General features: G+C 38.0%; 16 protein-coding genes and 3 pseudogenes. 8 read left to right on the forward strand and 11 right to left on the reverse strand.

Annotated features, from left to right (window positions below; translation table 11 throughout):
- The first annotated feature begins 272 nt into the window (after positions 1-272).
- Both JOC74_RS17980 and JOC74_RS17985 read left to right on the forward strand, forming a co-directional pair.
- A complete protein-coding gene (locus JOC74_RS17980) occupies positions 273-992 on the forward strand; it encodes a YebC/PmpR family DNA-binding transcriptional regulator (RefSeq protein WP_053603688.1) in 720 nt (239 codons plus the stop codon).
- Positions 993-1113: 121 nt separating this feature from the next.
- Positions 1114-1620, forward strand: coding sequence for a DUF3189 family protein (locus JOC74_RS17985; protein ID WP_053603689.1), 507 nt, complete (start codon positions 1114-1116; stop codon positions 1618-1620).
- A gap of 318 nt (positions 1621-1938) precedes the next feature.
- Here the strand turns inward: JOC74_RS17985 and JOC74_RS17990 are convergent, their stop codons facing one another.
- Together JOC74_RS17990 and JOC74_RS17995 are read right to left on the reverse strand one after the other, a co-directional pair.
- Positions 1939-2484, reverse strand: a complete 546-nt coding sequence (locus tag JOC74_RS17990; protein ID WP_053603690.1) for a BA5345 family protein — start codon at positions 2482-2484, stop codon at positions 1939-1941.
- Between the two features lie 128 nt (positions 2485-2612).
- A pseudogene (locus JOC74_RS17995) lies at positions 2613-2924 on the reverse strand (YndA family protein); the annotation flags it as partial.
- A 281-nt stretch (positions 2925-3205) separates the two neighbouring features.
- Here JOC74_RS17995 and JOC74_RS18000 point away from each other — a divergent pair.
- Entirely contained in the window at positions 3206-3802 is a 597-nt protein-coding gene (locus tag JOC74_RS18000; RefSeq protein WP_053603691.1) for a TetR/AcrR family transcriptional regulator, read from the forward strand.
- 108 nt (positions 3803-3910) lie between these two features.
- On the opposite strand, the gene JOC74_RS18005 is transcribed toward JOC74_RS18000, so the two are convergent.
- Positions 3911-4780 carry an NmrA family NAD(P)-binding protein gene (locus tag JOC74_RS18005; RefSeq protein WP_053603692.1) on the reverse strand — a complete coding sequence of 290 codons (870 nt, stop codon included), beginning with the start codon at positions 4778-4780 and terminating at the stop codon, positions 3911-3913.
- Positions 4781-4815: 35 nt separating this feature from the next.
- Complete coding sequence (locus JOC74_RS18010) at positions 4816-5211, reverse strand: nuclear transport factor 2 family protein (protein WP_053603693.1); 396 nt, start codon at positions 5209-5211, stop codon at positions 4816-4818.
- Between the two features lie 477 nt (positions 5212-5688).
- Between JOC74_RS18010 and JOC74_RS18015 the strand changes: the two are divergent.
- Positions 5689-5871 (forward strand): annotated as a pseudogene (locus JOC74_RS18015) (cupin domain-containing protein); the annotation flags it as partial.
- A gap of 283 nt (positions 5872-6154) precedes the next feature.
- Here JOC74_RS18015 and JOC74_RS18020 read toward each other — a convergent pair.
- Both JOC74_RS18020 and JOC74_RS18025 read right to left on the reverse strand, forming a co-directional pair.
- The gene (locus tag JOC74_RS18020; protein ID WP_192841143.1) at positions 6155-6304 is read right to left on the reverse strand and encodes a hypothetical protein; all 150 of its coding nucleotides are present in this window, start codon (positions 6302-6304) and stop codon (positions 6155-6157) included.
- Positions 6305-6838: 534 nt separating this feature from the next.
- Positions 6839-7387, reverse strand: coding sequence for a GNAT family N-acetyltransferase (locus JOC74_RS18025; RefSeq protein ID WP_053603695.1), 549 nt, complete (start codon positions 7385-7387; stop codon positions 6839-6841).
- Positions 7388-7702: 315 nt separating this feature from the next.
- Here JOC74_RS18025 and JOC74_RS18030 point away from each other — a divergent pair, with 315 nt between their 5' ends.
- The 3 genes from JOC74_RS18030 to JOC74_RS18040 all read left to right on the forward strand — a co-directional run bounded on the left by JOC74_RS18030 (position 7703) and on the right by JOC74_RS18040 (position 10543).
- Positions 7703-8347: a polysaccharide deacetylase family protein gene (locus JOC74_RS18030; protein WP_053603696.1), complete on the forward strand. Its 645-nt coding sequence runs from the start codon at positions 7703-7705 to the stop codon at positions 8345-8347.
- A 195-nt stretch (positions 8348-8542) separates the two neighbouring features.
- Positions 8543-9286 carry a glycosyltransferase gene (locus JOC74_RS18035; protein WP_098945224.1) on the forward strand — a complete coding sequence of 248 codons (744 nt, stop codon included), beginning with the start codon at positions 8543-8545 and terminating at the stop codon, positions 9284-9286.
- A gap of 495 nt (positions 9287-9781) precedes the next feature.
- Positions 9782-10543 carry a glycosyltransferase gene (locus tag JOC74_RS18040; RefSeq protein ID WP_053603697.1) on the forward strand — a complete coding sequence of 254 codons (762 nt, stop codon included), beginning with the start codon at positions 9782-9784 and terminating at the stop codon, positions 10541-10543.
- Positions 10544-10694: 151 nt separating this feature from the next.
- On the opposite strand, the gene JOC74_RS18045 is transcribed toward JOC74_RS18040, so the two are convergent.
- From JOC74_RS18045 to JOC74_RS23690, 5 genes and pseudogenes are all read right to left on the reverse strand, one after another.
- The gene (locus JOC74_RS18045) at positions 10695-10913 is read right to left on the reverse strand and encodes a hypothetical protein (RefSeq protein WP_053603698.1); all 219 of its coding nucleotides are present in this window, start codon (positions 10911-10913) and stop codon (positions 10695-10697) included.
- A 244-nt stretch (positions 10914-11157) separates the two neighbouring features.
- On the reverse strand, positions 11158-11487 hold the full coding sequence (locus tag JOC74_RS23680; protein WP_053603699.1) for a hypothetical protein: 330 nt from the start codon (positions 11485-11487) through the stop codon (positions 11158-11160).
- A gap of 266 nt (positions 11488-11753) precedes the next feature.
- Positions 11754-11936, reverse strand: a pseudogene (locus JOC74_RS18055) (CBS domain-containing protein); the annotation flags it as partial.
- 394 nt (positions 11937-12330) lie between these two features.
- Positions 12331-13002 carry a peptidase G2 autoproteolytic cleavage domain-containing protein gene (locus JOC74_RS23685; RefSeq protein ID WP_245213011.1) on the reverse strand — a complete coding sequence of 224 codons (672 nt, stop codon included), beginning with the start codon at positions 13000-13002 and terminating at the stop codon, positions 12331-12333.
- Positions 12972-13178: a hypothetical protein gene (locus tag JOC74_RS23690; RefSeq protein WP_053603701.1), complete on the reverse strand. Its 207-nt coding sequence runs from the start codon at positions 13176-13178 to the stop codon at positions 12972-12974. Before JOC74_RS23690 ends, JOC74_RS23685 begins: the two co-directional genes overlap by 31 nt.
- Before the next feature lie 119 nt (positions 13179-13297).
- Here JOC74_RS23690 and JOC74_RS23695 point away from each other — a divergent pair, with 119 nt between their 5' ends.
- Complete coding sequence (locus JOC74_RS23695) at positions 13298-13441, forward strand: hypothetical protein (RefSeq protein ID WP_245213013.1); 144 nt, start codon at positions 13298-13300, stop codon at positions 13439-13441.
- The last annotated feature ends 416 nt before the right edge of the window (positions 13442-13857 follow it).

The following is a 13857-nucleotide window of genomic DNA, read 5'->3' on the forward strand; positions in this document are numbered from 1 at the left end:
ATCAAGATATTATAAAGCGGAGATACTCGAAACAAATGATGTATTTGAGGTATAATTAATATAGTGTTTCCAGATACAAAAAACAGCTTAGCTCATAAAGTGAACCTTCAATCCGTGGGATCCCAAGGTTTGTTAGGTGAACCTGACCTAGCTTTTACGGGCAGCCTGTGCCCTGCCTGGACTTTCCCTTGAAGCAGGGATCTTACTGCCTGTTAACGCGGGATAGAATTTATATTTTTTTAGATTTAAAGTCGAAAGAGAGTGAAACAAAGATGGGCCGTAAGTGGAATAATATTAAGGAAAAAAAGGCGTCAAAGGATGCAAATACAAGTCGGATCTATGCAAAATTCGGCCGTGAAATTTATGTAGCTGCCAAGCAAGGAGAGCCTGATCCGGAATCGAATCAAGCGTTACGCGTCGTACTCGAGCGGGCAAAAACGTACAATGTACCGAAAACGATTATTGACCGTGCTATTGAAAAAGCGAAGGGCGGTTCAGAAGAAAATTATGACGAACTTCGATACGAAGGCTTTGGACCAAACGGATCAATGGTGATTGTAGACGCACTAACAAATAATGTGAACCGTACCGCATCAGAAGTTCGCGCTGCATTTGGCAAAAACGGCGGGAACATGGGAGTTAGCGGATCTGTCACCTATATGTTTGATGAAACAGCTGTCATTGGACTTGAAGGAAAAACGGCAGATGAAGCTTTAGAAATCTTAATGGAAGCTGATATTGACGTACGCGACATATTAGAAGAAGATGAAGCCGTTATCATTTATGCTGAACCCGACCAGTTTCATGCCGTGCAAGAAGCTTTCAAAAATGCCGGAATTACTGAATTTACAGTTGCCGAGCTCACAATGCTTGCACAAAACGACGTGACCCTTCCAGAGGATGCCCAAGCACAATTTGAAAGAATGGTGGATGTATTAGAAGATTTAGAAGATGTCAGACAAGTGTATCACAATGTTGATTTAGGCGAATAATGCATGGAGCAGACTGTTTTCTATAGGTCTGCTTTTTTCTTACTTCAGGTTCATGGATGATCGAAGGGGCAATTGGAAAGTATAGATATAAATCGTAATAATGCTAAAAAGGATGATTCATATGATTTATATCTATAATGATTATGGCGGAACCCATACGACTGCCATGGCAGCAGCGTATCATTTGAAAAATTTGCCTGTCGATCGGACGCTGACAAAGGAAGAAATATTGAATGTGAAATATTTTAACAAGCTAACTCCTTCTGATATTGGAAAAATCATTTTTCACGGAATCGATGAGGATGGAAATTCAATTTATACCATTGGTCGAAAATCCTCCAAACTTGTTGTTCCTGCGTTAAAAAACTTAAGCCTATTATTGCAGAATACATATCAGGGAGATGAAAAAATCATTTATTCGAACACCATGCCAACTGTTCCTTTCGTTATGAAAATTGGCGGATTTCTTTCCAGACAGTTGAAAATTGATTTTCTTGGTGTCCCGTTACTCATTTTAGGCGCGAAGCAATGCTACCGAGATATTATCCGGCTGGTTGAGCACACGAAAGAGGTTGGAAAATCGACAAATGATAAGGTCGTTGTGTTGGAGAATGAGCAATTTAAATAATGTTGAAAACCTTTGGACTTCTAATTACGAAGGTTTTTTATTTTGTCATCTTTTAAATGAATATATTTTAGTCTGGATCACCAGTAATAAAACACCAGGAATTAAATGGTCTTGATTGATCCACCCCTCAGCCGCTAAACAACCTATCCATAGGATTTTTCTTCCTTTGATCACGCAGTATTTTTTTACTACAATGGAATAATAGATCAGTTTTGGAGGTTTTTTATTATATGAAGAGATTTTTGGCATCAGACAAAAAGACTTCCAAGAATAAACTTTGGAAGTCTCTGAATTAAGGAATTTCCACAAAAAAACGAATCAAACGTGATATTCATCATTAACTTTTCTCCAAAAGTAATCAAGATTGCTTTGAAAATAAACGTAATTAATACCAACAATTATGTTCAAAACAACAATCACACCTACTAAGACATACACCTCTGTTGAGAACCCCAGCCAGAATAAAGATAAACTTATAATTGAAATTAAAGAAATAAAAAAGCTAAAAGTTAAAGACCTTAAAGCATGAACATTGCCTAGCCGATAACTGTATATTCTTTGGATATCAGATCCATTAGGGTGCTTCATAATTTTTTCATCAAGCTCAAATTCTTCTCTAAAGTACTTCGCCCATTTTTTAGTAAAGACAAACCCAAAAAGCATGCTTATCTGATGGATTAAGTGCCCGATTATAATACCTATTCCTATAAAAAGCCCCGTAAAAGCAACTATTGCTGCCCCATTGCTTTTAATAAAATACATAATGAAAGTGCTATCTTTTAAAGAGAAATAGATTAATAGAATCGATAAGTATACCCAACCAGGAATCCCCCATCGAATAGCATGCTTTGTTTCAAAATTCATGAAACACCTCCTCCTTTCAATAGAGAACATTCACGAATACGCTTTCAATCTAATTCAGCAAACAATGATACTCAATCTGAAAAAAGAAAGAGAAGAAATTTTCTCCTCATCCCCTTTGCTATTATAAATCAATCATAGAACATGACGGTCACATATTTGCCAGAGTAATCAAACACAAAAAATTCAGCCTTGTTATTGTCTCCGTCTACATATTTCCCGATATTATTAAAATTGTAACATTCACCAGGCGAAAAGTAATTTGCCCCTACATAATCATCCTGATTGTCACCTGCATCATCTTCATACAGATGAAGCGTTACAGAAAAGTTTGATTTTGACGAAAGGCAGACCCTAAAATCTCCTCCACCGGAATATACAGGATTACTGGAGTAAATATAAGTATACGTGCCTAGCTTGTCCCATTCTCCTGCTCCAGCGGTTCTAATGGGATAACGAGTGCACACATGATAGTGAGTAATACAGCACTAGCTTTGTTGAATTTCATTTTGATCCCCCCTTGATTTTTTGTAAACCATACTGGAAAATTATATATTTATTTACCAATTAAATGAATGGGGAATTATTCCCGAAAAAATTTGATCTTTCTTTCCCAACCTCAACCACAAGGCGTAAAAAGACGAACAGCTTATGCCAACTTTCTACCATGGTTGCAGCTCTTCGTTATTTATCCTATGATAAAATATAAAAAGGAGCGCTGTGGGTGGCAAGAACAAAAGCATTTGATACGAATGAAGTTCTACATAAAGCCATGTCCGTCTTTGGGAGTCGGGGCTATGAAGGCACCACGCTACCGGACTTAATAAACGGACTGGGCATTGCCCGCCAGAGTTTATATGACACATACGGCACTAAGCGTGATTTATTTCTTTCGTCTGTAAAATACTATTTGGATCAAAAAAATCGTGACCTACAGGAACTGATTGATCACCCTGGAACGGTCACTGACAAAGTGGAGCAGGCTTTCACCATGATGATCAGGGTTCTTGCGGATCCAGACCTGCGCCAGAAGTGCTTCATCATCAGCAGCGCAATTGAGCAGGCGCCTCATGACCAAGAGCTGGCTGCCTATATACATGAGAATACGAAACAGGTGGAACACGCATTTTATACGATGTTAGAGCGAGGGATGGAACAGGGCGAACTAAGTCAGGAATTAAATATTAGCGACCTGTCCCGTTTTCTGACCCATGAGCGAATAGCCTTGGTATATGCAGCAAAGATGGGAATGGATGAACAGAATCTGGTCGGCATCATGCAGATTGTGCTATCCATTATCAAGCCGAATGAAGGAAATTGAGTTCTACAAAAGAAAGAGCTGTCCCCCGGTCATCTGTGATGGCGGTTGGGAAAGCTCTTCTGTATAGTTGCGTATGAAAAGAGTCGGCTTTAGTCCGGTCTCTGGCTGTTAAGCAGATTTAAACCAGTTCTTATTATTCTGGATGAAATCCTCTAGTGAACGCGGCTTTCGTCCAGTTACCTGAAGCACAGTGTCTGTAACCTGGTCTTCCGATCCTTCCACGCGGATACGGTGGTCCAACCCCGCCAAGAAAGTTGCATATGGAGCAGGTATGCCGGCAGCTGTCAGCGCCTGCACCAACTGATCTTCCGTAATGGAGAGATGCTTTACGTTTAGGCCGGTAAGCTTGTGGATCAATGCGGCTGCTTCAGCATAACTGAGTGATTGAGGACCAGTAATAATATGCTCCCTGTTGTGCGGTACTTTATCAGTTAACGCATGAAAGCCGACCTCGGCAATATCTTCTGCATCTACGAATCCCACTTTGCCGTCACCGGTAGCGGTAAAGATTTGCCCTCGCTGACGCAAAGTATGTCCGTGTCCGCCTTCGGTGAAATTCTGCATGAAATAAGAAGGACGCAGCACGGCCCATTCAGGCGCGTGCTCTTGCAGGTACTGATGAACGGAGCCGAAAACTGGTCCATGCTCCGAAATCGATGCGCTGGATAGCAGAACGAATCGGCGAATGGAAGCGTCGAGTGCTCTACGAATGAAGGGAATCATGACTTCTTCGGGATGCATATCCGTCGGCGCAACAAGATAAATTGCGCTAATACCTTGCAAAGCCATTTCGTGGTTGGCGTCATCATCATACCAGTCAAAGAGTACATGGTCAGCCCGTGCACCGTCCATTTTAGATACGCTACGTCCGGCACTTCGGATGAGATAGCCTTGCCTTATTAGAAGTTGCGCGATACGGGAGGAAGTTTTCCCTTGTCCCCCGGTGAGCAGGATGCGAGTTGATGTTTCGGTATGCATGAGAACAGCTCCTTATAATCAATCAAATAGCTACATCAAAGTGCTAACGGATTCCAGTAGTCCTGATACCGGACAATCTTGCCGTCTTTAACCTCTACTACAGAAATATATTGCTGTTCATAAGGTTTACCCTCCGCCAGGATGGTACCGCTTGCTTCAAACTGTGTAAAGAACACCGGGGAGTCAGCCGACACATGAACAATAGGTGTCGTAAAAGAAGTAATCACAAGTACATTTTCCAGCAAGTCAAGGTGCTGCTTCAGAGCTGCTTTGCCTTCCAATTGTTTTGGGTACGGTTTAGGAGCATAAGGAAATTCAAAAATTACTTCCTCATCAAACAAATCGAGCATAGCTTCATAATCCTTGCGAATAAAACGGTCTGTGAAAAGTTGCATGATTTCTTCGGCCTGTTCGGAAGAAATGGTACTCATTCAGATTCCTCGCTTTCTTTGGCAGAGTATACCTCTATAGTGAAAAGTCAGAGGGGTATGAACTTACAATACCAATTCCGTACTGATTGGTCAAATATATTCGGACTGATTGATCTTGAATCAAAAAGCTTTCAATCGGTTACAAATGTTAAACACCGATTTAAAACAGTATGGAAAACTTCGAATTCTTTCTTTTAATAAATAAATGAAGAGTTTAATCTCTCTTTGATCCTCATATAATTACTTCCATCATATCTGCTCAATATTTTCCGCTTTACATCTTTGAATACAAAACGGTGAGATAGTTGAAAGCCCTTTTTATATGAGGAATTTTTTATATGGGGTATAGAAATGGATTTTATGTGTGGAATGAAAATCTAGACAAATTTATTCTAATAATTCCGATCACCAAACAAATTAGAAGTACATAAAATGCTTATAAAGTTTTATTGCTCAGGTAAAGAGGTGAAAAAAATTATGGTTTCATACTTGGATTACTCATCTCCATCGGCTCAATTCACATTTGACGTTAATAATAGCCCCTTATTTAAAAAGGATAACAACAATTTTATTAACGTATTAGGTGTGAAACAGTTAAATACATTGGAAAATGTGTCTCTATTAGACATTTTTCTAAGTGCTAATAATGTTGTAGAACCACAGGCGTAAATTGGATGCATGCTATAAAGTAAATTGAAAGCGGCTACTTACAAGGACAGCGAAAATAAGTGAGATTCGGGGTCAAATAATCGAAAAATAGACAACATATTATAAGAGAGCGAAAAAGTAAAATGTACCCTATAGAGTAAACACTAACACTGTCTGCTTGTAGGGTGCTTTTTTTGTATGAATATGTATATTTGTAATATGAGACTAATACTTCATCAATCACTAATTTTTTTCGAGTTTTCACTATTGCTAGTTAAGAGGTTCAAGTGTATGCTTATTTTCTCTTAAATCCAAATATAAGACTGCTTAATCCCATTAAAAAACCTCCGGCAATACCGATCACGACTCCAAACAGAGTCCATTCAGAAATGTAAATCCCTAAAAGAAATAGCGCTAAGCCTATAATAAGTATTAATTTATTCATTATTCAACCCTCCACTCCTAAAACTTTCCTCTTCAACTATAACATAGAATTTAATCATTATAATTATTAAACAGCATAAGAAAAAACGTCCTAGGAGAGAAACTCCGATTGACGGTTTAGAAAGTGTACGATCTTTTTGGAAAGATTGGATATAAGGAACATAACAAAGCCTTTTACGATCGTTAACTTCCAAAATAAATGAATTTCCAATGATTCTTACCCGTATATAAGAAAAAGGTAAAATACCTAGTATACTAAAGTATCGCAGAATGTTTACAATCTGGATTTTTCCACACAAAAAAAGCAAGGGATACATATCGCTTAACCCCTTGCTATGAGTGACTTTTAGGACGCGCTCGGAAGGATGCGAACCCCCGGCAAGACGTGGTACCGGAAACCGTCAGCCTTAAAACAACCTGTTTTTCGAGATACACCTTCATCAAGAACCATGATTATTACATGCATTTTTTCGTTTCACAATGACTACACTCAAACAAAAACTGTGTTATAAAAACAAATTCCTCTCCCGCCTAATTAAATCAGTTTGAGGTCTCCTTTAATAATTGAATACATATATAAATCATCAAATTTACCACATGTATATTCATAATGCCTTAATAAACCTTCTCTTTTAAACCCCTGCTTTTCGACTAATCTTTGTGATGATAAATTCGCAGGTTCAATTAGAGCCTCAATTCTTTCCAGTTCAAAGTATTGAAAACCAAATTTAATAACAGCTTTTAAGGCTTCACCAGCTATTCCTTGCCCCCAATAACTTTTACTTAATTCAAATCCTACTTCAGCTCGATAATGTCTGGGGCGCATATTAAGAAAGCCACAACTACCTATAACTGCACCAGAATTTTTCTGTGTAATCCCCCACCTAATTCCTGTACCTTCTTCCAATATTGATTTATACCACCTTATTTCACCCAAGACATCATCAGGTGATTCGTATGGTTCTAACCCCATATGTTTCACAACGTCTTTATCAGATAGGTATTTAAACATATCATTAGCATCCTCAAATGACACTTCTTTTAAAATTAATCGTTCTGTTTCTATGATAGGAAATCTATCCATCAATAACTCACTCCTCCCCAAAGCATTAGCTTTAGTTATCTCCATTCTTTAGTTAATAATATCCAACTCAATTAATCAACTTAATTATCATTTTTAAATGAATTTTCCCATTAAGCGTACTGGTAGCACTTAAGTTCATCGAGATAAGCAGATAAAAAAGAACCTTTTGAAATAATCGCATTCTTCCAAGACTACAGGCATCTGAACAAGCATTTATGCATTATCCTCATATGAATATAGCAAAGAGAATGGTTAAGCAAATTGGTAAACAAAAAAAGTAAAAGAAAAAAATCCCCTTAGAAAGGGCTGTAGGGTATGAACGAACAATCCCCCCGCTTTGTCTGCCTCACTTTTGATGATGGACCTTCGGCTTACACTGTTAACATCCTGGATATTCTTAAAACATATCAAGCAAGGGCAACATTCTTCATAGTTGGATCAGAAGCACAAAAATTCCCGGATATAGTCAGGCGGATCCACGCAGAAGGGCACGTGATCGGCAATCATACATGGAGTCATCCGAAAATTACCAATCTGTCAAACAATGAGCTTCAGGAAGAAGTTCATTCTACAAATCATCAGATTCAGCAAATAATTAATATTACTCCTGATTTATTTCGTCCTCCCTTTGGACGAATCAATAATCGAACTTCAGCCGAACTAAAAAAATTGGGAATGACGCCAGTTTTATGGAATGTATCTAGTTGGGATTGGTTGAAGAATATGGATTCTGATATTTTATCTCTGTATGTCAATGTAAGTCTCAAAAGAAATAATATTATTCTGCTTCACGATGGTGATCAATTTTGCGGCCCAAGGAATAATACGGTATCTGCATTGCCATCTATTATCGAATATCTTTTAAAAAATAATTATTCTTTTTTAACGGTTCCAGAGTTTCATCAAAATGGTTTTAAGACAGAGAAGTGGAATATTCGGCACTTTCTACGTCATTTGTAACTTTTTTTAATACTTATTTTGCAACAAAGCTTTTTATTAAGAAGGATCAAACAATTAATAATGATGTTTCTAAATTACATTAGTAATGGATACTCTTATTATCTTTTCTTTACCAAGAAAAAAATCCAATCATACTCAAACGCTCTATCATAATTTGTAAAGGACAAACATTTTTATGTAAAGGAGGAATACTTCATGAAGATGAAGCAGTCAACTAGAGAGAAAGTGAAATTCTCTATTATTATTCCTGCACACAATGAAGAAAAATATATTGGTAAATGCTTAGACTCGATCTTGGAGGCAGCTAAACGCTGTGAAGGGAAAGTAGAGATCATTGTAGTCCTGAATCGATGTACAGACAAAACTGAAAAAATTGCAAAGTCTTATAATTGCATTACAATAAAAAATAATGATAAAAATCTTTCAAAAATTCGGAATGCCGGTGCAAAGATCGCAAGAGGAGAAATATTAGTTACGATAGATGCTGATACAAGAATGACCCCGAAAATGCTGGATAAAGCAGACAAGTATCTATCGTCAGGAAGGTATATCGGCGGAGGTGTTAGCGGAACTTTCGATAGAAGGTCATTAGGAATCACAGTATCTTTCCTATCTTTAGCCATTCCAGTCTATTTAAAATACGGAACGAAATCAGTAGGCATTTTCTGGTGTTATCGCAAGGATTTCGAAGCTATTAATGGGTTTAACGAAAAGATTTTTATGGGAGAAGACATTGACTTTGCCCTCCGGTTAGAAAAATTGGGAGAGAAACGTAATAAACGATACGGTACGATTCATTTTGGCATGATCACATCCTCGAGAAAGTTTGATCGATACGGGGATTGGTATTTGATGGAAAACCCGAAATTGAGAGAAGCCTATCTCAAAGGAACTGACTCAGCGCTAGCCAAAGAGTACTATTATGATTATAAAAATTAATCAACCTTTTAAGAAGAGTACGAAACGGATTTCTAGCTAGACATTATTTAAAATAGCTGATATCTGCATGATCTATATTCTAAGCTAAATATATTTCCATCGTTAAAAATGAACTCCTTGTAATACGATAGCCAGAACATGTGCGGGTGAAAATGCATTGCTGTTATCAATGCACTGGGACATACTTTTCGAAAAAAGACTGATATATCTAGATTCTCAAGATTAGAAATAACAGAGTGATTGATGTATATCAGCCTTTTTTGTAAATTTTTTTGGGTTAAATCAATGGTAAGTGAAGAGCAAATAAAACATACATATGAAGAAGGTGACAAAAAAGATAAAACAATTACATATGGATTCCCAGATTATAAGTCATGGTTATGTAATGGTTACTATTATCATCTTTTCTTTACCAAGTAAAAAATCCAATCACACTCAAGCGCTCTATCATAATTTGTAAAGGACAAACAATTATATACAAAGGAGGAATAATTCATGAACGAGATGAAGCAGCCAACTACAGAGAATGTAAAATTTTCTGTTATCATTCCTGCGCACAACGAAGAAGAATACATTGGGAAATGCTTGGACTCAATCTTGGAGGCAGCTAAACGCTGTGAAGGGCAAGTAGAAATCATTGTAGTCCTGAATCGATGTACAGACCAAACCGAAGAAATTGCAAAATCTTATAATTGCATTACAATAAAAAATAATGATAAAAATCTATCAAAAATTCGGAATGCCGGTGCAAGGATTGCAAGAGGAGATATATTAGTTACAATAGATGCTGATTCAAGAATGGCTCCGCATATGCTGTATAAAGCAGACAAATACCTATCATCAGGAAGGTATATCGGCGGGGGGGTTAGTGGAGTTTTTGATAGAACCTCATTAGGAATCATAGTATCGACCATGGCTTTGGCCATTCCGATAGTTTTAAAATACGGAACGAAATCAGTAGGCATTTTCTGGTGTTATCGCAAGGATTTTGAAGCAATTAATGGATTTAATGAAGAACGTTTTATGGCTGTAGACGCTGACTTTGCCAGCCGGTTAGAAAAATGGGGAAAGAAAAATAAGAAACGATACGGAACGATTCCCTTTGCCATGATCACATCCTCGAGAAAATTTGATCGATACGGAGACTGGTTTTTAATAAAAAATCCAGAAACGATAAAAGCCTATCTCAATGGAACAAACTCAGAACAGGCCAGAGAGTTATATTATGACTATGAAAACAAGCATGAAGAAAAATAGCTGGACATTTTTTTGGAACCGGCTGATATTTGCATATCAACAAATCGTTTGAAGCCTAAATATCTCCACCGTTGAAGATGAAGTTCCTACAAAATGTTTGCGGGAACATGTACGGATGAAGCTTTTTATCTTTATGTGGTTGAGACAGTGCCTAAAAGCTCCAACTAATGCTTCCCCATACCCATTTGTAAATTACATGTTCACATTCATCAAAATTACTAAACACTTCTCTGTGAAGTTCCTGCAAAAACTTTGCTACTTCCCTTGTAATCGGTACGTCTCTCCCCTTCCTATTTTTCGAAACCTGGGAAGGTATGTGAATCGGAGAAAGCATCACATTAACTGCTTCATTGATACTTAGGATAAACACTTTATCTCTCCACTGAGCGTATTCAATGATTTCTGGCCTGGTTGGAGTAGTAGCTTTAGGGGGGGGGCTGGATTAATATACTTTATAAACAAGAAAATGGACCCTGAAAAAAGATCCCATCTATTACCACCAATTTAGCCGGAGTTTATTCGCAGATGGGAAAAGTGCTAATCATTGATACCGACAATCAGGGGAATGCTGCCCTTTCTTTTGGATTGAATCCAGATAAATTTGAAGAGACGCTTTATAACACGGTCATGAGGGCAGGTAGGTGGAGTTTCGGGATGTTTGCAATCGACAACAACGCCACAGCCGCGCCCAATGCCTTAAAGCCAACGACAAGCCAGTTCATCACCGTGATGCCGGCCGTGTACTCGGCAAGTGGACCCCCGGCGAAATGGTCTGTGACCTCGAAGACGATATTGACCACCGCAAACGCGATGCACCACAGAGCCATCAGGACCCCGATCACAGTGACACCTGGCCCTGGGGAGCGAATGGACTTGGGATGATCGGTTGAGGCGGCAGGAATGAAAGCTAGAACTAAAGACATGAAAATCTTTTTTAATTTCACCTTTGTTATATCCTCCTTTTTATATCCAGTCCAATCATTCGTTTAACATTCATAATAAAATCACCTCAAAACCATTGTACTCAGCAAAAGGAAAGTCGAGGTGACCTCAAGTTTAAATCTAGTTTAAGTTTTGGTATATGACAAGCAGAAGTATGCCTGGTTTCCCAGATGCGGGTTTAATCATCTTCTCTAGAAAAATTAAAAGATAGGCTTTTTTAAAATATCTTGAGTAAGTTTGAACTTACACAATTTATTTAACAAACCCTTTATTTGTTAGGTTCAGCTGGAACCGGAATATTTTCAAGGGCTGCTCCGACTTTTTTGTTCGACTGATTACTTACAGCTACAGCTAAATCACCTAGCGAGACAATGCCGACTAATTTGTCATTTTCCACAATAGGAAGTCAACGAATTTGAAGCTGGGACATTATATTGGCAGCTTCCTCAACTATCCCGAAGGGTACTTTCCTGAGAATTTGGGCCTGATTTATCATCTAAAAAATAAGAGCCAAAACCCTTATATTCCAAGGATTTTGACTCTTATTATTGGATGAGATTCGAACTCCCGACCGGCGGCTTAGAAGGAGAGTGATCTTATTGCAAGCGTTGGGTAAATGCTTATAACAAAGCGTTTTATATCAAGGCTTTTAACCTTGAATGACATGAAAATTACCTAAAATAAATCAATATCCCAAGGCAACGAAACACTAACAACCCGGGAGTGTAAACTAAATTAGGAAGCAAGAGTCGTACGTTCTTACACTTACACAATTAAATCACACTCATATTTAACAGATTCACTACAAATCATGAAAGTTAATTCGAGAATATTTATAATAAGTTCTATTTAAGCAACACTAATACTTGATTTGTTCCTGTACGCTTCAGTACACGATATCCTTGCACTGATTTTGTCGCGATTCCCTCATCATTTGGCCTGCAATAGCCATCAACTTCACAAGTGCCATCATCTCGAACGAGTACTTGACCGATTAACCCAACAGCCACCCATTCCGGCCGTCTTACACGAGGGATATATTCTTCATCAGGATTCCATTCTGGATTAAGCATTGGCCGTATTTCTATTCTTTCTGGAATAAGAACATTTCCTTCACTATCTTTTTCAGCTGGAACGGTCACTTCATGATATTTTTTTCGTCCCCATTCATCAGTAAGATATTTTCCTTGCCAGCGTAACCCGGCACTATTTCCAAGAAGACTTGGAGTAGCACTAGTAATACCCAGAATATATGAATCACTAGCAGTTGCTTTTTGAACTTTATGACCAATTGTTGTCACAAAATATCCTACATCAATCGTTTTTGCATCTACAGTTTCAAACATTTCAGCATAATCGGCGGCTGGACTACCATATATTCCATCGATAAACATATTACCATTATTTAAAAGTTTTCCAATAAGTCCAGTTAGATCATACGGAACAGCTCCAAAGGCAACATTCCAAGAATAAGTTGGATCGCCATTTAGATTGTTAACGGCTCCATTTCGTCCCATAATATGGGCTCCTTCAAAGCCATTTGTTGAGGTAAGGAGACCTTCAGAATGAGATAACTCCCCATTGGCCATTGTACCTGATCCTTCAGCGTGTGAAGAGTTTCCACTTGCGGTTGTACCGTTTCCTTCGGCGTGTGAAGATTCCCCACTTGCTGTTGTTCCTGATCCTTCGGCATGACTCCCCTGAGCTAAAGAGTTAGTCGAAACCCCTTCGGCATGGGCACCATTTGCATTTATACCTGTACTTGTTGATATTCCCTCTGCATGCGAAGCAAATCCATTTGCTGTTGTATTATTGGAACCTTCGGCATGGGAAGCCTCCCTATTTGCGGATGTGAAGCTACCTTCAGCATGTGAAGAATCACCACTTGCCGTTGTGAAGCCGCCTTCTGCATGTGAATTAGATCCACTTGCCGTAGTTCCTGATCCTTCTGCGTGAGAAGCTCCCCCACTTGGCCATTTTATATCATTCCTTTTGTTTAAAGTAATTAAAATTCCACAAAAAAGAGCTAATAGTCAGATAACTTTAATTTGAAAGAAAATAAACTTTTAAGATTGTTCGTTCATTATAAATATGTCCCTATCAATTATTTGCATGGATAAACTCATCAACTATATAAAAATTTACACATTTGTCTTATCGGTTAGAGAAAGGCATACAGAAGCGGCAAATAAATAGGCAAAATGAAGATTTCTTATAGGGGTTAAATTGAAAATTACTTTTTTGCTTAAAGAAAATATCAAAATGTAATCTGTTATACACAGGCTAAACTATTCTCCATAACTAGGGAGGATTAGTTGATGAAAGAAGAATTGAACATTGTAGACATAGCTCTAGAACAAAGTAATTATCAT

Origin of the sequence: Bacillus capparidis (genome assembly GCF_017832095.1) — a bacterium.
In the GTDB taxonomy this organism is placed as follows: domain Bacteria; phylum Bacillota; class Bacilli; order Bacillales; family Bacillaceae; genus Bacillus; species Bacillus gobiensis.